General features: G+C 73.8%; 17 protein-coding genes. 11 read left to right on the forward strand and 6 right to left on the reverse strand.

Annotated features, from left to right (window positions below):
- Positions 1-318: 318 nt before the first annotated feature.
- The 5 genes from LP52_RS04750 (at position 319) to LP52_RS04765 (ending at position 4,911) form a co-directional block, all read left to right on the forward strand.
- The gene (locus tag LP52_RS04750) at positions 319-519 is read left to right on the forward strand and encodes a hypothetical protein (RefSeq protein WP_040271123.1); all 201 of its coding nucleotides are present in this window, start codon (positions 319-321) and stop codon (positions 517-519) included.
- A 94-nt stretch (positions 520-613) separates the two neighbouring features.
- Entirely contained in the window at positions 614-1,606 is a 993-nt protein-coding gene (locus tag LP52_RS04755) for a universal stress protein (RefSeq protein ID WP_084722889.1), read from the forward strand.
- Positions 1,607-1,966: 360 nt separating this feature from the next.
- Positions 1,967-2,098 carry a hypothetical protein gene (locus LP52_RS28675; RefSeq protein ID WP_274518778.1) on the forward strand — a complete coding sequence of 44 codons (132 nt, stop codon included), beginning with the start codon at positions 1,967-1,969 and terminating at the stop codon, positions 2,096-2,098.
- Positions 2,099-3,568 carry an SDR family oxidoreductase gene (locus LP52_RS04760; RefSeq protein ID WP_040271125.1) on the forward strand — a complete coding sequence of 490 codons (1,470 nt, stop codon included), beginning with the start codon at positions 2,099-2,101 and terminating at the stop codon, positions 3,566-3,568. It begins immediately after the preceding gene.
- 20 nt (positions 3,569-3,588) lie between these two features.
- Entirely contained in the window at positions 3,589-4,911 is a 1,323-nt protein-coding gene (locus LP52_RS04765) for a cryptochrome/photolyase family protein (RefSeq protein ID WP_040271127.1), read from the forward strand.
- Here the strand turns inward: LP52_RS04765 and LP52_RS04770 are convergent.
- Both LP52_RS04770 and LP52_RS04775 read right to left on the reverse strand, forming a co-directional pair.
- On the reverse strand, positions 4,895-5,404 hold the full coding sequence (locus tag LP52_RS04770) for a TspO/MBR family protein (RefSeq protein ID WP_052809427.1): 510 nt from the start codon (positions 5,402-5,404) through the stop codon (positions 4,895-4,897). The genes LP52_RS04765 and LP52_RS04770 overlap by 17 nt on opposite strands.
- A gap of 150 nt (positions 5,405-5,554) precedes the next feature.
- A complete protein-coding gene (locus LP52_RS04775) occupies positions 5,555-6,748 on the reverse strand; it encodes a lycopene cyclase family protein (RefSeq protein ID WP_040271129.1) in 1,194 nt (397 codons plus the stop codon).
- A 52-nt stretch (positions 6,749-6,800) separates the two neighbouring features.
- Between LP52_RS04775 and LP52_RS04780 the strand changes: the two genes are divergently transcribed.
- Both LP52_RS04780 and LP52_RS04785 read left to right on the forward strand, forming a co-directional pair.
- Positions 6,801-7,541, forward strand: coding sequence for a class I SAM-dependent methyltransferase (locus LP52_RS04780; RefSeq protein ID WP_040271131.1), 741 nt, complete (start codon positions 6,801-6,803; stop codon positions 7,539-7,541).
- Positions 7,538-9,169: an NAD(P)/FAD-dependent oxidoreductase gene (locus LP52_RS04785; RefSeq protein ID WP_084722890.1), complete on the forward strand. Its 1,632-nt coding sequence runs from the start codon at positions 7,538-7,540 to the stop codon at positions 9,167-9,169. The genes LP52_RS04780 and LP52_RS04785 overlap by 4 nt, the downstream gene beginning before the upstream one ends.
- On the opposite strand, the gene LP52_RS25595 is transcribed toward LP52_RS04785, so the two are convergent.
- From LP52_RS25595 to LP52_RS04805, 4 genes are all read right to left on the reverse strand, one after another.
- On the reverse strand, positions 9,075-10,079 hold the full coding sequence (locus tag LP52_RS25595) for a DUF5914 domain-containing protein (protein ID WP_052809428.1): 1,005 nt from the start codon (positions 10,077-10,079) through the stop codon (positions 9,075-9,077). The genes LP52_RS04785 and LP52_RS25595 overlap by 95 nt on opposite strands.
- A gap of 49 nt (positions 10,080-10,128) precedes the next feature.
- Positions 10,129-11,070, reverse strand: coding sequence for a phytoene/squalene synthase family protein (locus LP52_RS04795; protein ID WP_040271133.1), 942 nt, complete (start codon positions 11,068-11,070; stop codon positions 10,129-10,131).
- Positions 11,067-12,587, reverse strand: a complete 1,521-nt coding sequence (crtI, locus tag LP52_RS04800; protein ID WP_040271135.1) for a phytoene desaturase family protein — start codon at positions 12,585-12,587, stop codon at positions 11,067-11,069. Before crtI ends, LP52_RS04795 begins: the two co-directional genes overlap by 4 nt.
- A gap of 103 nt (positions 12,588-12,690) precedes the next feature.
- Positions 12,691-13,848, reverse strand: coding sequence for a polyprenyl synthetase family protein (locus tag LP52_RS04805; protein ID WP_084722891.1), 1,158 nt, complete (start codon positions 13,846-13,848; stop codon positions 12,691-12,693).
- 1,256 nt (positions 13,849-15,104) lie between these two features.
- Here LP52_RS04805 and lanKC point away from each other — a divergent pair.
- The 4 genes from lanKC to LP52_RS04825 all read left to right on the forward strand — a co-directional run bounded on the left by lanKC (position 15,105) and on the right by LP52_RS04825 (position 21,764).
- Entirely contained in the window at positions 15,105-17,813 is a 2,709-nt protein-coding gene (lanKC, locus tag LP52_RS04810) for a class III lanthionine synthetase LanKC (protein ID WP_238580735.1), read from the forward strand.
- 34 nt (positions 17,814-17,847) lie between these two features.
- Entirely contained in the window at positions 17,848-17,973 is a 126-nt protein-coding gene (locus LP52_RS04815; RefSeq protein ID WP_040271139.1) for a SapB/AmfS family lanthipeptide, read from the forward strand.
- Between the two features lie 153 nt (positions 17,974-18,126).
- Complete coding sequence (locus LP52_RS04820; RefSeq protein WP_040271141.1) at positions 18,127-19,884, forward strand: ABC transporter ATP-binding protein; 1,758 nt, start codon at positions 18,127-18,129, stop codon at positions 19,882-19,884.
- A 140-nt stretch (positions 19,885-20,024) separates the two neighbouring features.
- Positions 20,025-21,764 carry an ATP-binding cassette domain-containing protein gene (locus tag LP52_RS04825; protein ID WP_052809438.1) on the forward strand — a complete coding sequence of 580 codons (1,740 nt, stop codon included), beginning with the start codon at positions 20,025-20,027 and terminating at the stop codon, positions 21,762-21,764.
- Positions 21,765-21,822 lie beyond the last annotated feature (58 nt).

Here is a 21,822-nt window from a genome sequence, read left to right on the forward strand (position 1 = left end):
GTGGACCGTCCGCCGCCACCGGCCCGCTGCCCCGAGTCGGGACCGAAGGCACGTGGCCGCGGGCAGGAGGCGCCAACACGCAGCAGGGGCGGTCCCCGGACCGATTTCGCAACAGGCGAGCACGCATAGGAGGGCGTTCCCGGGTGAGGAGGCGGCCAGGGATTCCGGACGGGGGCACACCGTTGTGCGTACCGCCGTCGATCTGCTCGACGGAGTCGACGAACGCGTCGTCGCACACGTGCGCGCCCGGCTCATCACGCTCGGCCCGTACTCGGGCACGGCCCTCGACGGCGTCTCCGCCGTGGTTCCGGGCCCGCGGTGCGGGCGTACAGCGGCCTGGTCCAGGTCGAGGCGTCAACCGTCGCATCGGCCCGGCGCGTCGAGGCCCGCGCCGACGGCGACAGCGTCTTCGCCACCGCGGACGGGGGCCGCGACCGGCTGCGTCTGCGCCGGTCCGGCCGCGGGCACACCGAAGGCGGAGCCGCTCGCCCCGGACCTGGGCACTCCGCGCCCGAGTGACGCGACTGGCGGTGGCGGTCGCCGCGTGCGATGGGCCGCACCGCCCCGCGACCCGGCGGACACCGCCGCAGCAGCAGGACGAAGGGACCACACGATGAACGAGACGACGAACGAGGACTACGGCATCGAGGCCGTCGGCGGCTCCGACGAGGGACGTTCCGGGACCGCCGGGATCGTCGTGGGCGTGGACGGCTCGGCCGCGAGCCGGACGGCCCTGGAATGGGCGGCGCGCGCGGCCGCCGACCGCGCGCTGCCGCTGACCGTGCTGCACGCGCTGAGCATGCCCGTGGTCGCTGCTCCGTTCGGGCACGCGGTGCGGATGACGCCGACGCCCGAGACCGCCGATCACGCCGCGCGCCTGCTGGAGAGCGCCGTCGCCCACGTCTCCCGGAGCCGCCCCGGGCTCGAAGTGCGCACTGAGGTCTCCTCCCTGGGCCCCGCGCACTCCCTGCTGGCCGCGGCGCGCCGGGCGGCGATGGTGGTCGTGGGCTCGCGCGGCCTGGGCGGCGTGGCATCGGCGTTTCCGGGGTCGGTGAGCGTCCGCGTCAGCGCGCACGCGCCCTGCCCCGTCGCGGTGATCCCGGAGCCCCGCACGGAGGCCGGCGGCGAGCAGGAGGGCGATCGCCGGGAGCGCGGCCGTGTGGTGGTGGGGCTGGACGGCTCCGCCGACTCCGAAGCCGCGCTGCGTTTCGCCCTGGACGAGGCGTCGCGGACGGGCGCCGAACTCGTGGCCGTACACGCCTGGCTGATGTCGGCGCCCATCGACGCCTCAGCCCTCACGGACCCCTCCTACGTCGCCGAGCACCGGTTCGCCGCCGACCGCGCCGACACGTATGTGCGCACCATGGTGGAAACGGCGCGCAGCGCCGACACCGCCGACGTGCCGGTCCGGGTGGCCGTGGTAGAGGACCATCCGGCCCACGCCCTGCTGTCCGAGGGTGCCCAAGCCGATCTCATCGTCGTGGGTTCGCGCGGGCGCGGCGGCTTCGCGGGGCTGCTGCTGGGCTCGGTGAGCCAGACGGTGCTCCACCACGCGCCGGCCCCCGTCGTGGTGACCCGGCCCCGGCCCCAAGAGGAGGGGCACTGACCGGTGTTCCACCGGGAACCGGGTGGAACCGGGGCCTTCGTGACGGCGCCGACCGCGTCTTGGAGCGCGAGGAGGCGCGACCCCCTTCGACAGGCGGTTTCCCGTCGAGGTCGTCGTTGTCGACGGGGGCGTAACGGCGGCGGCCGTGCTCGGGCGGCACTACGCCGTCGCCCTCGGCCTCCACGGCGACGGACTCGCCCCGCCGGGACCGTGTTCCCGGCGTCACTGCCCGCCGCCGTGGCGGGCGCACCTCGGGTGCGGTCCGGCTTCTCCCGTCGAACGTCCTGCGCACCCGGGGTGTGCGCCCCGGGTTTCGCGTTTGCGGGGTCGAGAATCGCGGGAGGGCTGGTAAGAGCGGGGATGAGGGGGAACATGATGCCGCAGGAGAACCTGCGCGTGAAGCGCCGGACCCGCAGCGTCCAGCGCGCCGGCAACGGCGTCGGCGGGTACACGGCCCGCCGGCGCCGCCTCGCCCGGCGGGAACGTGCCTAGATGCGGGTCTTGGTCACCGGCGCGACCGGATACATCGGGGGACGGCTGGTTCCCGAGCTGCTGCGTGCCGGTCACGAGGTGCGCTGCCTTGCCCGTACGCCGGGGAAGCTGCGCGACTTCCCGTGGCGCGCTCAGGTCACCGTGGTCCAGGGCGACGTGCTCGACACCGCGAGTCTGAGAACCGCACTGGCCGATGTGGACGGGGCCTATTACCTGGTCCATGCCATGGGAGCCGGACGGGGCTTCGCCCAGCGCGACCGGGAGGCGGCCGAGTGTTTCGCCGCGGCCGCCGAGTGGGCGGGTGTGGGCCGCATCGTCTATTTGGGCGGGTTGAACCGGCAGGACCGGGACCTCTCCGACCACCTGAGCTCCCGCGCCGAGGTCGGCGACGTCTTCCTGGAGTCGCGCGTTCCCGCCGCGGTGCTCCGCGCCGCGGTGATCCTGGGTTCCGGGTCGGCCTCGTTCGAGATGCTGCGCCATCTGACCGAGCGCCTACCGGTCATGACGACACCGCGCTGGGTCTCCACCCGGGTCCAGCCGATCGCGGTGCGCGACGTGCTCCGTCTGCTCGTCGCCTCGATGCGGCTCTCCGCCGAGACCGACCGGACCTTCGACATCGGCGGCCCCGACGTCCTCACGTATGCCCAGATGGTCCAGCGCTTCGCGCGCCTGGCCGGGCTGAGGCCGCGGCTGATCGTCCCGGTCCCTGTGCTCACTCCCGGGCTGTCGAGCCTGTGGGTGGGGTTGGTGACGCCGGTTCCGGGCGCCGTCGCCCGTCCGCTCATCGAGTCCCTGCGCAACGAGGCCACCTGCGGCGAGAACGACCTCGCCGACCTGCTCGGCGACTACGACCGGCTCGGGTTCGACCAGGCCGTCGAACTGGCCATCCGGCGGGTGCGCGAAGCCGAGGTCGACACGCGCTGGTCGTCGGCGGGGTGGCCCGAGGCTCCCTCGGAGCCGCTGCCCACCGACCCGGACTGGTCGGGGGGATCGCTCTACGTCGACGAACGCGAGCGTGACGTCGCCGCATCGTCCCTTGAGCTATGGCGGGTGATCGAGGGGATCGGGGGAGAGCGCGGCTGGTATTCCTGGCCGCTGGCCTGGAGCGTCCGCGGACTGCTGGATCGCTTCGTCGGCGGGGTGGGCCTGCGGCGCGGGCGCCGCCATCCGGCGCGCCTGCGTACGGGCGACAGTGTGGACTTCTGGAGGGTCGAGGAGATCGAACGGGGCGCCTTGCTGCGGCTGCGGGCCGAGATGCGCCTTCCCGGGCGCGCATGGCTGGAGATGCGCGTCCTCGTGCGGGACGGTGTCGTCAGGTACCGCCAGCGTGCACTGTTCCATCCCCGCGGTCTCCTGGGACACCTGTACTGGTGGAGCGTGCGGCCCTTCCACGGCGTGGTGTTCGGGAGCATGGCGCGCAACATCGCCGCCGCTGCCGGCAGATCCGCCGGCAGCGGCGAGGTCGAGTGATGCGTGACGGGCGAGGGGCGATGCCGACGACCGTAGTGCTGTTCACCCGCGACCTGCGGGTCCGCGACCATCCCGCGCTGAGTGCCGCCGCTGCGCGTTCCGACGCGATTCTTCCGCTTTTCGTGCTGGACCCGGCGGTGCTGGGGCGCAGTGCGCGCAACCGCATCGCCTACCTGCGCCATGCGCTCGCGGACCTGCGCGCCTCGCTTCGGCGTCGCGGTGCGGACCTGGTCGTGCGCCAAGGCGACACGGTGACCGAGACCCTCCGTGCGGCCGCGGAGGCCCGCGCCGAAGCCGTCTTCCTCAGCGAAGACGTCAGCCTCACGGCCCGGCAGCGGGTGCGCCGCCTCGAAGGCGCCCGCATCGAGGTGCGTACCTTTCCCGGAGTGACCGTGGTTCCGCCGCTGGAGATCACCCCGAGCGGACGCGCGCACTACGCCGTCTTCACCCCCTACTGGCGGGCTTGGGAGCGCCGGGAGTGGCGACCGGCCGTGGAACCGCCGGAGCGTTTCGCCCTGCCCCCGGGAATCGCGCCGGGACCGCTGCCCGACCAGGACCTGGACCGCTCCGGTACCGGCTCGCTGTCCCCGCACCGCCTCACAGGAGGCGAATCGCATGCGCGGCGACGGCTGAACACGTGGATCGCCGAGGGCATCGCCGACTACGAGCGCTACCACGACGCGCTCGGCGCCGCAGCGACCTCGCGGCTCAGCGCCGACCTGCGGTTCGGCTGCCTGTCTCCCCTGGAGGTCGCCAGCGCCGCCGGTGCGTGCGAAGGCGGCGTCCCCTACATACGGCAACTCGCCTGGCGCGACTTCCACCACCAGGTCACGGCGGCCTTTCCCGACATCGCCCGGCGCGACTACCGGCCGCGCGACGCTCGATGGAACGACGACGAAGGGGCGCTCGCCGCCTGGCGGGAGGGACGCACCGGCATCCCGGTCGTCGACGCCGGGATGCGCCAGCTGCTGGAGGAGGGGTTCATGCACAACCGGGCGCGCCTGATCACCGCCGCGTTCCTCACCCGCGAGCTGCGCATCCACTGGAGGCGCGGGGGCGACCACTTTCACCGCCTGCTGCTCGACGGAGATGTCGCCGACAACTACGGCAACTGGCAGTGGGTGGCCGGAACGGGAAACGACACCCGGCCCAACCGGCGGTTCAATCTGCTGCGGCAGGCGCGCCGCTTCGATCCCCAGGGGGATTACGTGCGCCGCCACGTCCCCGAGCTCGCCCGCCTCGACGCCGCGGACGTGCACACGCCGTGGCGGCTGGAGCGGACGCCTCCGGGTTACCCCGCGCCCCTGGTGGAGATCGAGGGAGGCGTCAGCCGCCCGCGTTGAGTTGCCACACCGCGAGGTTCAGCGCGGCCGCGAACGTCGTCCACGCCCAGTAGGGCACCATCAACCATCCCGCGCGAGGTGCCGCGCGGAAGAACGCGGCGACGGTGCCGGACAGCACGAGCCACAGGACGACGATCTCGGCGAAAGCGAGGCCGCGCAGGTCGGCGGCGAAGAACAACGGCGTCCACGCGGCGTTGAGCACCAATTGCCCGAAGTAGAGCGTCAGCGCGAGCCGGGAACCGCGCCACCCCAGGCGCCGCCACACGTCCCAGCCCGCCAGCGCGATCGTCGCATACAGCACGGTCCAGACCGGCCCGAACACCCACGAGGGCGGCGCCCAGGCGGGCTGCCGCAGCCGCGCGTACTCGTCGGCCGTCTCGGCCGCCGAGAAGACGCCGATCAGCGCAGCGGCGGTGACGGCCAGGACGAAGGCCGCCAGTCCCGCTGCCGACCGTTCGACGGTCAAGGCCCGCCGCGCCCGTGTTCCGGCCATGCCCCCTCCTTCGCGCACCGATGCGTCCGTGTTCCCGGCGCCTCTACCCCGCCTGGGCCCGGCCGACCGCGGTGATTCGGCGTCCGGCCGCCGCCCTCCGCGGGCCCGCCGCCGTCGCCGGCGGAAGGGCTCCGGCCGGGCTCCTGATCGTCAGGGCGTACTGCGCTCCGGACGAACGGAGCCGAACGCGCATTCCAGAGCCGTCACCGACATCGGTACCACGGGGGCGGCCGCTCCCACGAGCAGATCGCGTCCCAACACCGACCGCCCGTCCAAGAAGTCCAGGACGGCGCGCATGTCGTTGCGTGCGAAGAGCCGGGCGAAGAACGCCGCGCCGTCCAGGCGCCCGCGGTCCAGGGCGCGCAGCACGACGGAGTCCATGGCCAGGTGCCGCCGCTTGTGGGGGATCGGCGGTACCGGCACCCGGCCGCGTTCCAGAGAGCGCACCACCGAGGCGACCTGGCGCTGGATACCGCTGAAGGTGTATCCGGTGGAGGGCCGGGTCGCCCCGCCGGCCGCTCCGATCCGGAAGACGCACCGACCGGCCCGCGTCGGGAAGCTGCCGTCCGTCATGGGGATGACCCCCTGCTCGGCGGCCGCGACCGTGAAGCGCCCCAAGCCGAGCACCTCTGCGGTGTACCGGCGCAGTGCCGATTCGTAGCCCGCGTCGTCCAGGACCCGGCGGGTGAACTCGGTGTACTCCACCAGCGCCTCCCGGCAGGAGAGCGGAAGCACGTAGCCGAACGAGACGCCGCGGCGCGGCTGGGCGGTGCGCAGGTCCATCAGCAGCGCGGTGCCGGGGTCGAAGGCGTCGTGCTCGGTGTGCACGAACCATCCGCGGAAATGCTGCAGCAGCGTCGTGCGCGCGGGGGGCGGCGCGGGCAGCGGACGGGAGTCGAAGACCCGCCGGGCCGTGAGCGAGACCGGCGAACCGTCGGCCCGCGACGCATGGACCGTCGCGTGGTCGGCCCCGTCCTCGATCGCCGTGACCGTCGCCGCGTACTGGTGGACGTCGGGCCCGAGCCCCGCGCGGACGTGGTCCTCGAAGTCCCGGGAGCGCAGCATCTTGTAGGACTGGGGGCTGATCGCCTGCTCATGCCTGGCGCCCGTGGGGGAGCGGACCGCGAGCGTGTCCCAGCGGGCTGCGAGGACCTCGTCCCAGGGCCCCGCGCCGTGTTCCCAGAAGCACCAGGTGCGGTCCCCGGGGCGCGGCGCTCCGGCAGGCGGTTCGATCAGGGCGATCCGCGGCGTGCCGGTGCCGGGTAGGACGATCCCCGCGGCCGCGTGGGCCAGGCTGAGTCCGGCCGCGCCGGCGCCGACGATGAGCAAGTCGAATCCCCGCATGGCGGTTAGCCTGTCACGGAGACCGGTTCCCTTCGTCGCGACTCGGAGGATCATGGCAAGGACGGTCCGCGGGATGAAGGCCGGTGCGGTCGGTGACGAGTTCGACCGCGCCGCGGCGTCCTACGACCGACTCGTCGCGGCGAACCCGGGATACCACCGGCATCTGCGCGTGTCGGCGCGCAGGCTCGGCCTCCCGCGAGGCGGGGAGGGGCTGCGCATACTCGACCTCGGCTGCGGTACCGGGGCCTCCACCGCTGCTTTGGCGCACGCCTACCCCCGCGCCGAGATCATCGGCGTGGACGCCTCCGAAGGCATGCTCGCCCGGGCCCGCGCCAAGGGCTGGGGGCCCGGTGTCCGCTTCGTGCACGCCCGCGCCGAAGACCTGACCGCGGGCGGTCTGGGCGGCCCCTCGGACGCGGTGTTCGCCGCCTACCTGCTGCGCAACTGCCCCGATCCCGACGCCGCTCTGGCCGCGGTGAGCGGTCTGCTCAAGCCCGGGGGCAGAATCGCCCTGCACGAGTACTCCGTCGCCGACTCGGCCGCGGCGCGCGTGGTGTGGTCGCTGGTCTGCTGGGGCGTCGTCATCCCCCTCGGGCGCGTCGCCACCGGCCGGTCCGCGCTGTACCGCTACCTGTGGCGCAGCGTCCTGGAGTTCGACGGCGCCGCGCGCCTGCGTCGGCGGATGCGCGAGGCGGGCCTGGAGAACGTCCGCACCCTGGCGCTGACCGGTTGGCAGCGGGGCATCGTGCACACCTTCCTCGGCGCCGTTCCCGCCCCTTCCGGCTCACGATGACGTGGGCCCCCTCCGACCCCCGAGCCGAGGAGGTCGCCCCCGCCGCGCCCCGGGCCGCGCGGCCCGCCGCCGTCCCGCGAACCGCGGTCGTGGGCGGCGGCATCGCCGGACTGGCCGCGGCCACGGCCCTGTCCGAACGCGGCGTGTCGACCACCGTCTTCGAACGCGAAGCCGGTCTCGGCGGGCGCCTGCGGGGATGGCCGACCGTCCTCCGCGACGGCAGCGACGCCACGATGAGCCGCGGCTTCCACGCCTTCTTCCGGCAGTACTACAACCTGCGGGCGCTGCTGGCGCGCATCGACCCCGAGCTGGGCATGCTCAGCCCCTTGCCCGACTACCCGCTCGTGCACGCGAACGGCCTCCGCGACGGTTTCACCGGGCTTCCCGCGTCCCCACCGCTGAACGCCTTCGCGCTGGCAGCGCGCAGCCGGAGCTTTCCCGCCCGCGAACTGGCCCGGGTCAACATCGCCGCGGCCCTGCAGCTTCTGGACGTCGACGTCCCCGGCATCTACCGGCGACTGGACCACCGGGACGCGCCCGCGCTGCTGGAGGCGGTCCGCTTTCCGCCGCGTGCCCGGCACTTGGCCTTCGAGGTGTTCTCGCGCAGCTTCTTCGCCGAGCCCGCGCAGCTCTCGGCGGCCGAGCTCGCCGTCATGTTCCACCTGTACTTCCTGGGTTCCAGCGAGGGCCTGCTGTTCGACGTCGCCAACGCGCCCTTCCCCCGAGCCCTTTGGAACCCCTGGTCGGCCTACCTCGCGCGCCGCGGGGTGCGGCAGCGGCTTTCGGCGCCCGTTTCCCGGATCACCCCGGGGGAGCGGCGCCGCTTCGCCGTCCACGCGAAGGGCCGGGCCGCCGAGGAGTTCGACGCCGTCGTCCTCGCCACCGACGTCTCCGGCCTGCGGGGCCTGGCCGCCGGATCTCCCGCCCTGGGCGGGCGGGACTGGCGTCGCCGGGCCCTCGCCGCGCCCAGCGCACCGCCCTTCCTGGTGAGCCGGCTGTGGCTGGACCGGCCCGTGCGCGCCGAACGCCCGGGGTTCCTCGGGACCGCCGGCTACCCCACGCTCGACAACATCAGCGTGCTGGAGCGCTTCGAGGACGAGGCGGCCCAGTGGGCGCGGCGCACGGGCGGTTCGGTCGTGGAACTGCACGCCTACGCGCTGCCGGAATCCTGCGACGAGCGCATCGAGCGGCGGCGGCTGATCGCTCAACTGCACCGGGTCTTCCCGGAGACCGCGCGGGCGGTCGTGGTGGACCAGCGCCACGAACTGCGCGCGGACTGCCCCCTCTTCCCGCCGGGCGGCTACGCGGACCGGCCGACCCCTGCCACTCCCGACCCGCGGCTGGTGGTAGCGGGCGACCACGTTCGGGTGGACCTCCCGGTCGCCCTCATGGAGCGCGCCGCGACCAGCGGGCTGATGGCCGCCAACGAGCTGCTGGCCGGCTGGGGCCTGCCCGGCCACCGGCTGTGGACCGTGCCCCTCCGGGGGCGCTGGGCACCGATGCGGGCCCTGGCCCGCTGGGGGCGCGCGGGTGTCAACCGGGCCACCGACCCGACGTCCGCAGCGTGTAGCGCCGCTCCGCGTAGGAGAGGTCGTCGCGCCACAGGCGCCGGGCCGCCGCGCGCATGAGGGGGCGCACCACCGGCGCGGCGCGTGCGGCCAGGGCGAACCCGGGCCGCTCGGAGGAGGCGATGGTCGCCTCGACGACCGCTGTGGAGGGGACGCCGTCGCGAACGCCCAGCGGGGTCGCGTGGGTCTCCACGACGCTTCCCTCCCCTTCGCCTTCGATGATGTGCATGGCCACGGTGCGCGGCTCCGGGCAGCTGAACGCGGCCCGGACGGGCACCCCCCACCGGCCCGCGACCTTGAAGGCCACCTCCGCGACCATCCGGTCGGGGTCCGCATCGCTTCCCGACGCCGTCTCGGTGACGCGCAGGCCCACGAAGGAGTAGGGGTGGAACCACGAGCCGTGCCAGGGGTCGAGCCTGTTGGCCACCACGTCCTCGGGTTCGCAGCGCCCGGCAAGGCTCTCCACCGCCGTGAGGGTCGTGGCCGACGCGGGCCGTTCGGGCAGGACGGGGCGGGGGAGCGGTTCCTCGCCGCCGATCCCGTCGAGGCGCACCCACGCCAGCGTCCCGTCGTCGTAGGCGGGATGAGGCCGCCACCCGGGGAAGCCCTCCGGCCCCAGGTCCAGGCCGTGCCAGCGGCACACCAGCCTCCCCGAGTCGACGGCGCCCCGGCACAGCGGTGCTCCCAAATGCGGGCAGGCGCCGGGTGCCGCGTGCAGTCGCCCCTCGCCGTCCCGCCAGGCGACGACCTCGGTGCCGGCGACCATCCGTCCGAACGGGCGCCCGGGACGGACCTCCGCGCTGGCGGCGAGCACGTACCAGTTGCCGGACGGGCGAGCCAGTGCACGCGTGACAGCGGACCCGATCACGCCGGGGGAGGCCTCGCGCCACGTAGGGCTCTGTCGGCTCCACCGCGTCGCGGGCAGCCTGCGCAAGGGGAACCGCCTGGGCTCGGAACCGGGCAGGGACATGTTCGACATCCTCCACGTCCTCAGGGCGGGTACCGGGGCGCCTGTGCGGTCATGTGCCGAACGCGCGCGCCATCAGCGCTCGGCCCAGTGCGGGCACCGCGGTACGCGCACGGTGGGAGCGCGCGACACGGTGGCGGCGCGACCATACGTCGTACTCGGCTTGCTCGATCTCGTCCAGGATGCCCCGGTACAACCGCAGGGCGGTTTCGACACACGGCCGCGCGACCGCGGAGAGCATCGCGCACCCCGGCTCGGCTTCGCGGTAGACCGCGCGGTTGAAGGCGGCCACCTCCGCCAGGGCCCGGCGCACACGGGTGTCCTGCAGGCGTGTACGGCGGCAGCGCAGCAGCAGTTCGCGGTCGACACCGTGGTGGGCCAGGACGTCGGCGGGAAGGTAGACCCTGCCCCGGTCGAGGTCTTCGGCGAGGTCGCGCAGGAAGTTGGTCAGCTGGAAGGCCGTACCCAGCGCCGCCGCGTGCGGCTCCGCCTCGGACCGGGGCACGACGGTCCCCAGGACGGGAAGGACCTGCAGGCCGATCACAGCGGCCGAGCCGTAGGTGTAGTCGCTGAGTTCCGCGTAGTCGGCATAGCCGGTGACGGTCAGGTCCAAGCGCATCGACCGCATGAACGCGGTGAAGTACTCCGCGGGGATCGCGTAGCGCCGGGCGGTGTCGGCCAGGGCCCGCACCGGCGGAGCCTGCGCCCGCCCGCCGGACAGGGCCGCCTCCAGATCCCGCTCGACGCCGTCGAGCAGTGCCGCAGTGTGTTCCGCCGTCTGCCCCGCTTCGGGTTCGTCGACCATGTCGTCCACCCACCGGGCGAATCCGTACAGGGCGTGGACGGCCGGTCGGCGTCCGGCGGGAAGCACCCGGGTGGCCAGGTAGTACGTGCGCCCGTGGCGGGCGTGCAGCGCGCGGCTGTGCGCGTAGTCCCGGCGCAGCGCAGCCTCGGTGATGCCCGCCGCGTCGAGCTCGGCGGCCGCTCCCATCATCGTGCCCCCTTCCCCGCGGCGGCCGCGCCCGTGATCCGGGCGGCCGCCAGTTTCCCGCTCACCAGGGCCGTGGGGAGTCCGACACCCGGGGTGGTGCCGCACCCGGCCAGAACCGCGTTGCTGGTGCCCGCTACGCGGTTGCGCGGCCGGAACGGGCCTGTCTGGGCCAAGGTGTGCGACGCGGCGAAGGGGGTGCCGTAGGCCATGCCTCTGCGCGACCAGTCCAGCGGAGTCGTCAGCCGCTCGGCCACGATCGCGGATCCGAACCCCTCCAGACCCCGCTGCTCCAGTGTCCGGACGAGGGCGTCGCGGTAGCCGTCCGCCGCACGTCGCCAATCGACGCCGCCGGCGCGCAGGTTGGGGCACGGCGCCAGCACGTAGTACAGCTCGCGCCCCGGGGGCGCCAGTGCGGGGTCCGTGGCGGTGGGGCGGGTGACGAGCAGGGAGGGGTCGCTCATGGTCGTGCCGCGTCGGCAGATCTCCTCGAAGGTCTCCTCCCAAGCGGCGCCGAAGGAGATGGTGTGGTGCGGCGTCTCGGCCCACGCGCGGTCGACCCCGGCGTGCAGAACCACCGCGGAGGGGGAGAAGCGCAGCGGGACCGGGCGCCACGGAGTTCGCCCGAGCAGGCGGTAGGCCATGGGCAGATCGGGGGTGAGGACCACCGCGTCGCAACCGAGCCGGAGGCCCTCGGCCGTCTCGACCGCGGTGATCCGGTCTCCGCGGCGCTCCAGGCGCCGCACGTCCTGGCCGTAGTACAGGGTTCCGCCGGCGTCGGCCACGGCGTCGGCGAGCGCGTCGCTCAGCGCCCGCATGCCGCCCATCGGGAAGTACACGCCCGCGACGGTGTCCATGTAGGCGATGACGGCGTAGGCCGCCAGCGCCCGCTGCGGGGCCACGCCGGCGTAGAGGGACTGGAACGAGAAGATCCGGCGCAGGCGCTCGTCGGAGACGAAGCGCCCGACGGCCGGTGCGAGGCGTCCGAAACCGCCCATGGCGGCCAGCTGTGCGAGTTCCGGGGTGAGCAGCTGCAGCGGCGAGTCGAAGTTCGCGTCGATGAACGAGCGCATCTGGAGCCGGTAGAGCCGGTTCAGCCAGTCGCGCAGCCGCAGGTAGCCCCGGGCGTCGGCGCCGCCGGCCTTGCAGGCGATCTCCTCGGCCATGGCATCGGCGTCCGTGTGCACGTCGATGGTGGAGCCGTCGGCGAACCGGGCGCGGTAGGCGGGGTCGAGTCGGACGAGGTCCAGGCGGCGGCCGAGGGAGTCGCCCACGGCCGACAGGGCCTCGTCGATCAGGTGCGGCATGGTCAGCACCGTCGGTCCCGTGTCCATGCGGAACCCGTCTGCGTCGTCGCGGCCTGCGCGCCCGCCCGGATGCCCGTCGCGTTCGACGATCGCCACGGACCGCCCGGCCCCCAGCAGGTGCAGCGCGGCGGCGAGTCCGGACAGGCCGGCGCCGACGACCACGACGCGGTCGGTGCGTCCGGGAACGGTACGCGTCCGGGGTACGCGCGGCTTCATGGGCTCTCTTCTCTGTCGGGCGGGTTGCGGGGCTCGGATCCGGGCCTGGGCCGCGGAGTGCGTTGCCGCCTGCTGCCGGCCGCCTCCGGTACGCCTAGGTTCTTCAGCTCGCGCGTGTGATCACCCCGTGTGCCCGCCGCCGGAGTTCCTCGTAGGCCGCCGGGGTGATGGGCGCATCCGCCAGGGAGCGCGTCCCCGCGTCCACCAGCGCGGCGAGGCGCTGTTCCACGGCCTGCCGGGCACCCAGGGCCACCAGGAGGTCGGCGACGGTGCGCACGTCGGCGTCGGTGAGCCCGGGGTCGCCGATCGCCGAGTCCAGCGCCTGCACCGCGTCGCGGTCCCCGCGGGCGCGTGCTCGCCGCAGGCCTACGGCCAGGAGCAGCGTGCGCTTGCCTTCCCGCAGGTCGGCGCCGACCGCCTTACCCGTCTGCGCGGGGTCGCCGTACAGGTCGAGCAGATCGTCGCGCAGCTGGTAGGCGGAACCGATCGCCTCCCCGAAGCGGCGCAGGGCCGAAACGACCTCCTCGCTCGCGTCGGCCAGGGCCGCGCCCAGGTGCAGCGGGCGCTCGGCGCTGTAGGCGGCCGTCTTCAGCCGGTTGATGCGCAGCGGGGTGGACTCCGCCTCATCGGAGCGCGCCTGGGAGCGCAGGTCCAGGAACTGGCCGACCACCATCTCCGTGTGCATGGCCCGCCAGGGCCTGCGTGCCCGCTCCCGGGCGGCGGGCATGCGGCTCAGGGCCTCGGTGAACATGTCCTCGGCCCATACCAGGGCGAGATCGGCGGCGAGCAGGGCGGTGTTCTCCCCGTAGCGATCGGGGTCGCCGAACCATCCCTGCGTCCGGTGGTCCTCCGCGAACCGCACATGGGCGGCCGGTGTGCCGCGGCGTACAGTGGAGCGGTCCATGACGTCGTCCTGGATCAGGGCGAACGCCTGGACGAGCTCCAGCGCCGAGCCGGCGCGCAGCGCAGCGGCGGCCTCGGGGCCGTCCTCGGCGCCGCCCGCGGCACGCCAGCCCCACCATGCGAAGGTCGGCCGGATCCGCTTGCCGCCTTCGAGGACGAACCGGGCCAGCCGGTCGAAGACCTCGTCGGCGAAATCCGCGTCCAGGCCCGCGACGGCGGACCCCCGCCGGGCCAGGAAGTCCTGGAGGTGCCCAGTGACGGCCGCGCGCAGCGGGTCCTGCCCGTCCGCCGCGGAGCAGGGCGCTTCCTGCCGCGTCCGCGCGTCTTGGCTCCGTACCCGCGATCCGGGTGTCGTCATGCCGTCCTCCTGGACCACGTGTCGCGTGCGTCGCTGCCGCCGGGTTCGCTCGAAAGCGAGAGGCCCCCGTTCTGTGCTGCGCTTGCGGACGTTGTTCGAGAGCGGACGGCCGGTTGCGGTCGGTGCGTAACGCCGGTGGGCTCGCAAGCCCGGACGGAACGGACGGGGCCGCCGAGCGCGGGCGAGGCGCCGACGGTTCGGTCGTGCGTGCCGGCGACCGCCGCGAGTACGGACGACGCGCGAAGCGGTGCCGGGCTGCCATGGCCGGTTCTCCGAGGAAGGGTCCGAGAGTATCGCCGACCGGGGCGCCGGGTGTCTGCGGCACGCCGACCGGGGCCGCGATCGCCGCAGGTGACGACGCCGGACGCGCAGGTGTCGGACGTTCGCGGTGCCCCGTCCGGAGCGCGCGTGCGCTCGCGTTCCTCGGCGGCGTCGCTTGGCCCCGAGGGCGGTTTCCCGGATCAAGGGGCCGCCGCTTTCCGCAACGGGATGCGAAGGGATTCGATGCGGCAAAGCACCCGGCGTCCGTTTTCCCCGAAGGGCGTGTGAGCCGCTGCCCTTCGGCGGTGAGAACATTTTTCCGGCGCGCGCCGGTAGGGGAAATTTTTCGCGCCCCTCCCGAAGCGGCGTCCTCGGCGGGCCGGCGAAGCGCGCCCGGGGATCGGTGCGGGTTCACCTCGCATTATCCGGGAAGAATTGCGTGGTCGGGTGCCGAGTCGAGTCGGACACCTCAACGAAAGGGTGCCGACCGCTCCGCCGATCCGTCAAGTGTGCATGGTCGGCCGCTCCCCGCCATCCGGAGGCCTCTGTCCCCGCAGCAGGCGCACGGCGTTTTTCCGGCGCCACACAGTCTACAGTCGACATTTATCCGAGGTCTCCCGGTCCGGCCTCACCCGCCCTCGCCTCGCTCTGACTTCCCTGGCCATGGACGCCGACAGACCTCGCAAGTCTTCCTAAACCGGATATTCTTCACTGGAAATCTGCGACAGGGTACACCACAAAAAGGGCTCTGTGTCGTTCTGGCCTGCCCTTGTTTAATGTGCCGCAGAACGTCGAACTCGTTCGACGCGGCGGGCGGGGCCCGCTTTTTTGCACGTGCATTGGGGGGTGCGATCACGTCGAAAGTGCTGGCGGGAACGGTGAATACGCACGGGGAGTGCCGGAAAAATGATCACCCGCCTCGCAAAAGTTGATCTCGAGTAACCGGGGGCCGATAAAAAAATGCGGGCAAAGGTGTGGACCGCGACTTAAGCCCTATGTCAGGATCTGAAAAGTCGCTGACCGAGACGACCGAGGGAGTTCGTGTGATCAAGGGGTACGGTGTGTTCTGCGACGCCGACCGCCATTTCTATGACACGCCCCACCGGCTTTGGTCGGGCTCCGGTTCCTCCGGAACGGTCGGCGGACACGACCGCGTATTCGAAACGGCTGAGCGGCCGGTCCCCGAAGGGTGGCAGAGCCACCGCGCCGGCGATTGGCTGGCACTGCGCCCCGTGGAGCCCCGCCTGCCGGAGCAGGGGTGGAAGATCCACGTCTCCGCCTGCCTGGACAACGCGGAATCGATCCTCGCCCGGGTCTGGGACTACTGCGTGGCGCACTACGTCTCGTTCAAGTTCGTTCCCACCCGGTATCTGCTGCACAACCGGAACGCCAAGTACGCCGACCGCGGGAGCAGCGGGAAGTTCATCACCGTCTACCCGGCCGACGAGGCCGAGTGCGCCTCGGTCGCCGCCGGTCTGGACGCCCTCGTGGGCGGCGAACCCGGCCCCTACGTGCTCAGCGACGTGCGCTGGAACGCGGGGCCGGTCCACCTGCGCTACGGGAGCTTCACCAGGCGGCACTGCTACGACGAGCACGGCGAGCCGGTGCCCGCGCTGGAGAACGCCGACGGCGTGCTCGTGCCCGACCGGCGCGGCCCGGTCTTCCAGACGCCGGAGTGGGTGACCGTCCCCGACTTCCTGCGTCCGCACCTGGAGGCGCGCAGCGCCGTCGACGTCACCGGGCTGCCGTACGACATCGAGCGCGCCCTGCACTTCTCCAACGGAGGCGGGGTCTACGCCGGGCGGGACCGGCGCACCGACGAGGCCGTGGTGCTCAAGGAGGGCCGGCCGCACGCCGGTCTGGCCGCCGACGGCGCCGACGCGGTGCACCGCCTGGAGCGCGAGCGCGCAGCCCTGGAGCGGCTCTCCGGCCTGGACTGCACCCCCGAGGTCAAGGACGTCTTCACCCTCGGCGACCACCGCTTCCTGGTGATGGAGTACATCCACGGCACGCCGTTGAACTCCTTCTTCGCCCATCGCCATCCGCTGGTCGAGCCCGACCCCGCACCGGAGAAGCTGAGGGAGTACGGCCGGTGGGCGATGCGCCTGCACGGACTCGTGGAGGAGGCCGTCGAGGCGGTGCACGCGCGCGGCATCGTCTTCAACGACCTGCACCTCTTCAACATCGTGGTCTCCGAGGACGAGTCCTCCGTGGTGCTGCTGGACTTCGAGGCCGCGCGTAACGCCGAGGAGGACGTCCGCCAGACGGTCGCCAACCCGGGCTTCGTCGCCCCGCGCGAGCGCCGCGGCTTCGACGTGGACCGGTACGCACTGGCCTGCCTGCGCATCGCCCTCTTCCTGCCCCTGACCAGCCTGTTCGCCGTGGACCGGACCAAAGCCGGGCACCTGGCCGAGGAGGCCGCGCGCATCTTCCCCGAGGCCCGGGAGTTCCTGGACCTCGGCGTGGCGGAGATCCTGCGCGATCCGGACGGCGGACCAGGCGGGGGCGCGCCTTCCCCGGGAGCGCTCGCTGCGGGCGCCGGCGCGCACGACCCCTACCCGCCGGCCGACCCGGGGGACTGGCCGGGCTGCCGGGACTCGATGGTCCGCGCCGTCCTCGCCTCGGCCACCCCCGACCGCGACGACCGCTACTTTCCCGGCGACATCGTCCAGTTCTCGACGGCGGGCGGCGGCCTCTCCTTCGGCTACGGCGCGGCCGGGGTGCTCTACGCCCTCGCCGAGAGCGGCGCCCCACGATGCCCCGAGGCAGAGGAATGGCTGCTACGCCACAGCAAGGAGCCCGAGTCGGGAACCCCCCTGGGATTCTTCTCCGGACTCGCGGGCGTGTCCTGGACTCTCGACCGCCTCGATCACCGGGAGCGCTCCCTGGAGCTGGCCGGACTGGTCCTCGCGCAGCCCTGGGAGGGCTTGGGCCCCGGACTGCACGACGGGACGGCCGGAATCGGGCTGGCCCTGGACTCCCTGGCGGCCGACAGCGGAGAGGCGGAGCTGCGCTCGGGCGCGCTGCGCTGCGCGGAGCTGGCCGCGGACCGCTTCCTCGGCGCCCCGCCCGAGCGGCGCCGCGCCGGCCTGCTCTACGGGGGCGCGGGCGTGGCCCTGCTCTGCCTGCGCCTGTACGAGCGGGGCGGTGACACCGCGCTGCTCGACCTGGCCCAGCGCGCACTTCGGGCCGACCTCGACCGCTGCGTCACCGGAGCCTTCGGCACGCTGCAGGTGGACGAGGGATGGCGGACCATGCCTTACCTCGGTGCGGGCAGCGTCGGGGTGGGGATGGTGCTCGACGACTACCTGGAGCACCGTTCCGACGAGGCGTTCGAGCGGGCCCGGCCGGAGATCGTCGGTGCCGCGCGGTCCGGCTTCTACGCCCAGCCCGGCCTCTTCCGCGGCTTGGCGGGCATGGTCCTCTACCTCAGCCGCACGACGGCCCCCGGACCCGGTACCGGCCCCGGGCAGGTGCGCCGCCAGATCGAGGCCCTGTCCCGGTACGCCATGCGCTACCAGGGCCACCTGGCCTTTCCGGGAGAGCAGCTGATGCGGCTCTCCATGGACCTTTCCACGGGCACCGCGGGATGCCTCCTCGCGCTCGCCGCAGCGCAGAGCGGACAACCCGCCGGGCTGCCCTTCCTTCCTCCGCTGCGGCGGACCCAGAACCGGCCAGTGCCATGGTCCGGAACAAATGAATAAAGACAGCAGATTATCGAAAGAAAGGATAGCAGCCATGACTCTGCTCGACCTTCAGTCCCTGGAGACCGTCAACGAGGCGCGCGGCGAGATCGCCCACGGCAGCGAGGCCAGCCTCCTGCTGTGCGGTGACAGCAGCCTGAGCGTCACCACCTGCAACTAGGGGCGCGCCGCGTGTGAGCGCGGCGTGAGCGAGCCGCGGGGCCGGATCGCCGGTCCCGCGGCGTCGGGTCCGGTGCACGGACCCTCCCCTCGGTCCGGCGGCGCCCGCGAGCGCCGCCGGACTCCGCCACGAGCCCTGCAGGAAGGCGACCGAATGGCGTCCACCCGCCCGCGCAACGGTACGAGCGAAAACGGCGCCGCACGCTCCGCAGACGCTCTGCTCGCCCGGGTGACCCGGGAGAGTGCCGGACGCACCGCGGGAATCCTGCTGTGCGCCGCCGGGGCGTCGGCCGCCTCGCTCGCCCTGCCCGCCGTGCTCGGCAGCACGCTCGACCTGCTCCTGGAGGGCCACCCCGACGCCGGACGCGCACTGGCGGCGGCACTGGCCCTGACCGCCGCCGACGTCGCGCTGGACGCGGCCGCCGCCCTGCTGGCGGGAACGGTCGGCGCCCGGTCCACCGCCTGGCTGCGGCTGCGGGCGATCCGGCGGCTGCTGGCCGCCGCACCCCACCACGTAAGCCCGTTCTCCCCCGGGGACGTGGCGACCCGGCTCTCGACGAACGCCACCGAGGCCGGGGCCGCCCCCGCCGGTGCGGCCCAGATCGTCGCGGCCGTCATCGCCCCCGTCGGAGCCCTGGTCGCACTGTTCGTGATCGACCCGTGGACGGGGCTGACCTTCGTGGTCGGACTCCCCGTCCTGGGCCTGCTGCTGCGGTCCTTCGCCCGCCACTCCTCCGACAGCGTCTCGCGGTACCAGCGGGTGCAGTCCCTGATCGCGACGCGGCTGACGGACGCCCTCGGCGGCGCGCGGGCCATAGCCGCCGCCGGGACGGCCGACGAGGAACGCGCCCGCGTCCTGCGCCCCCTGGAGGAGCTCGGTACCGAGGGGCGGCGCATGTGGTCGGTGCACGGCTCGGCGATGGCGCGCAGCGGAGTGCTCATGCCCATGCTCATCACCGCCGTGCTCGCGGTCGGCGGGCTCGGTCTGGCGGACGGCAGGATCAGCGTCGGCGACCTGCTGGCGGTTTCCCGCTACGCCGCCCTCGCGGCGGGGCTGGGATCGGTCGCCGGTCCGCTCGCAGCGCTGGTGCGCGGCCGGACGGCGGCGCGCCGCGTGAACGCGCTCTTCGCGGTCCCCCCGCTGGCTTACGGGCGCGCGGAGCTGCCTCCCGACGGCCCGGGAACGCTTGAGCTGCGCGGTGTGGGGGTGGACCGCGACGGCGTGCGGGTGCTGCGCGACGTCGACCTGCGCGTGCCCGGCGGTGAGACGGCGGCCATCGTGGGACGCTCCGGTGCCGGCAAGTCGACGCTGGCGGCCGTCGCCGGGCGGCTCTCCGATCCCGACGAGGGCGAGGTCCGCCTGGACGGGGTGCCGCTGGCCTCCGTGGCCGCCGACGTGCTCCGCACCGAGGTCGGGTACGCGTTCGAGCGGCCCGCGCTCCAGGGCGCGACCGTCGCGGACGCGATCGCGGCAGGAGCCGAGACCGCTCCGCCCGAACGCGTCCGGTCGGCCGCTCGCGCGGCCGGAGCCGAGGGCTTCGTCCAGGTTCTTCCCCGGGGATACGCCACGCCGCTGGACGAGGCGCCGCTCTCCGGCGGAGAACTGCAGCGGTTGGGGCTTGCGCGGGCGTTCGCCCACGCGGGACGGCTGATGATCCTGGACGACGCCACCTCCAGTCTGGACACGGCGACCGAACGGCAGGTGGACCGGGCGCTGGCCCGTGAAGTCCGCCCCGGCACCCGCGTCGTCATCGCGCACCGCCTTTCCACGGCGGCGCGCGCGGACCTGGTGGTGTGGCTGGACGGCGGCCGCATCCGGGCCGTGCGCAGCCACGCCGAACTGTGGCGGGACCCCGACTACCGCGCGGTCTTCGGCCACACCGACGACTCCGACGGCCGGGGGGACCGGTGAGGCCCGGCAGGGTTGCGGAGGAGGCCGGCGGGGTCGGGGCGGACACCCGGCGCCCGCCGGCGTCCCGGCGCACCCGCCCGCAGGACGGCGACGCGAACCCGCGGCGGCCCGGCCGCCGCCGGGGCATGCTGCGCGGACTGATGCCGCACGTCCGGAGCTTCCTCGGGCGTCACAGGCGGGCGCTGCTGCGCCTGGGCGCATGGTCGCTGATGGAGTCCGTGCAGACCTTCCTCGTCGGGATCTGCCTGGCGCGCGCTCTGGACCAGGGGTTCCTGGCGGGTCGGCCCCCCGTCGGCCTGGCGTGGCTGGCCGTCGCCGCGGTCTCGATCCTCCTCGCCGGGCCCGTGCTGCGCGGTGTGTTCGTCCAGCTCGCCGGCCTGGTGGAACCCCTGCGCGACGGGTTGGTGCGGCGCGCGGTCGAACAGGCTCTGCGCCGGGCGGTGGCCGACCCGGCACAGGCGGCGAGGGCCGAGCGGGCCGCCGTATCGCGGCTCACACAGCAGACCGAGATCGCACGGGACAGCTTCGCCGGGCTGGTCCTGACGATGCGGTCCTTCCTGTTCACCGCGGTGGGAGCGCTCGCGGGGATGGCCACCCTCGCCCCCGAGTTGCTCGTGGTCGTGGTCCCGCCGATGCTGCTCGGCCTGGTGCTCTTCCTTCTCACTCTGGTTCCCATGGCCGCGGCGCAAGGCCGGTTCCTCGACGCCGACGAGGCGTTCACCGACCGCGCGGGGGCCTTGCGGAGCCAGATGCGCGACCTGGTCGCCTGCGGGACCACCGGCACGGCGGTCGACGGCACCACGGGCCTGATCGGCGAGGCCGCCGCGTCGACGCGGTCCCTGGCCCGGTGGACGGCCGCGAGGATGCTGGCGCTCGGCGTGGCGGGGCAGCTGCCCGTCGTCCTGCTGCTCGTGGCCACGCCGTGGCTGCGCGACCAGGGCGTCACCACGGGAGCGCTCATGGGCGCCCTGGCCTATCTCGTGCAGTCCCTGCTGCCTGCCCTTCAGCAGATGATGACCGCCGTTGGGGCCGCGGGCAGCCGCCTCGTGGTGGTCCTCGACCGGTTCGTGTCCGAGGAGGCGGACGGAGGCGACGAGGAGGAGCCCCGGGGGACCGAGGCCGGTGACCGCGGACCGTGCGCCTCCCCCGCGGGGGAGGCGGCGCCGGCGGTGTGGTGCCGCGGGGTGCGGGTGTCCTACGGAGCCGGGACGCGCCCCCTGGTGGAGGGGTTCGGACTCACGGTCGAGTCCGGCGAGCGCATCGCGGTCGTCGGCCCGAGCGGGATCGGCAAGTCGACGCTGGCACACGTGCTGTGCGGACTGCACACGCCCGACGAGGGCGCCGTACGGCTGGCCGGTCGGCCCATCGCCGGACGCTCCGCCCGGGAACTCGCCCGTTTGCGGGTCCTTCTGCCCCAGCAGGGCTACGTCTTCGCCGGATCGGTCCGAGAGAACCTCGCCCAGTTGGAGCCCGGCGCCGGGGACGACCGCATCTCCCGGGCGGTGGCGGCGCTCGACCTCGGGCCGCTGGTGGACCGCCTCGGCGGTCTGGGGGCCGACGTGGACCCCGGGACGCTGTCCGCCGGGGAGCGTCAGGCGCTCTGCCTGGGCCGCGCCTACGTGTCCCCGGCGCCACTGCTCATCCTGGACGAGTCGACCTGCCATCTGGACCCGGCCGCCGAGGCGCACGCGGAGGACGCGTTGGCGAGCCGGCCGGGCACGACGCTGATCGTCATCGCGCACCGGCTGTCGTCGGCGCTGCGGGCCGACCGGATCCTCGTCCTGGACGGCTCGGGCACCGCCTCCGGCACGCACGAGTCCCTCCTGCGCGACTCCCCGCTCTACCGGGACCTGGCGGGCCACTGGCACGTGCCCGGATGAGTTCACCGGGCCCGGTGGGTTCCGGTTGCCGGCTCATCGCGAGAAGTCGGCGACGCCG

The sequence above is a fragment of the Streptomonospora alba genome (assembly GCF_000826685.1).
Taxonomy (GTDB): Bacteria; Actinomycetota; Actinomycetes; order Streptosporangiales; family Streptosporangiaceae; genus Streptomonospora; species Streptomonospora alba.

Coding starts and splice junctions, on each gene's coding strand:
- LP52_RS04780 (WP_040271131.1), top strand. CDS start 6,801: ATGGCAAGGACGGTCCGCGGGATGAAGGCCGGTGCGGTCGGTGACGAG.
- LP52_RS04765 (WP_040271127.1), top strand. CDS start 3,589: ATGCCGACGACCGTAGTGCTGTTCACCCGCGACCTGCGGGTCCGCGAC.
- lanKC (WP_238580735.1), top strand. CDS start 15,105: ATGTCAGGATCTGAAAAGTCGCTGACCGAGACGACCGAGGGAGTTCGT.
- LP52_RS04805 (WP_084722891.1), bottom strand. CDS start 13,848: ATGACGACACCCGGATCGCGGGTACGGAGCCAAGACGCGCGGACGCGG.
- LP52_RS04775 (WP_040271129.1), bottom strand. CDS start 6,748: ATGCGGGGATTCGACTTGCTCATCGTCGGCGCCGGCGCGGCCGGACTC.
- LP52_RS04825 (WP_052809438.1), top strand. CDS start 20,025: ATGCCGCACGTCCGGAGCTTCCTCGGGCGTCACAGGCGGGCGCTGCTG.
- crtI (WP_040271135.1), bottom strand. CDS start 12,587: ATGAAGCCGCGCGTACCCCGGACGCGTACCGTTCCCGGACGCACCGAC.
- LP52_RS04815 (WP_040271139.1), top strand. CDS start 17,848: ATGACTCTGCTCGACCTTCAGTCCCTGGAGACCGTCAACGAGGCGCGC.
- LP52_RS04785 (WP_084722890.1), top strand. CDS start 7,538: ATGACGTGGGCCCCCTCCGACCCCCGAGCCGAGGAGGTCGCCCCCGCC.
- LP52_RS04755 (WP_084722889.1), top strand. CDS start 614: ATGAACGAGACGACGAACGAGGACTACGGCATCGAGGCCGTCGGCGGC.
- LP52_RS04795 (WP_040271133.1), bottom strand. CDS start 11,070: ATGATGGGAGCGGCCGCCGAGCTCGACGCGGCGGGCATCACCGAGGCT.
- LP52_RS04770 (WP_052809427.1), bottom strand. CDS start 5,404: ATGGCCGGAACACGGGCGCGGCGGGCCTTGACCGTCGAACGGTCGGCA.
- LP52_RS04820 (WP_040271141.1), top strand. CDS start 18,127: ATGGCGTCCACCCGCCCGCGCAACGGTACGAGCGAAAACGGCGCCGCA.
- LP52_RS04760 (WP_040271125.1), top strand. CDS start 2,099: ATGCGGGTCTTGGTCACCGGCGCGACCGGATACATCGGGGGACGGCTG.
- LP52_RS25595 (WP_052809428.1), bottom strand. CDS start 10,079: ATGTCCCTGCCCGGTTCCGAGCCCAGGCGGTTCCCCTTGCGCAGGCTG.
- LP52_RS28675 (WP_274518778.1), top strand. CDS start 1,967: ATGAGGGGGAACATGATGCCGCAGGAGAACCTGCGCGTGAAGCGCCGG.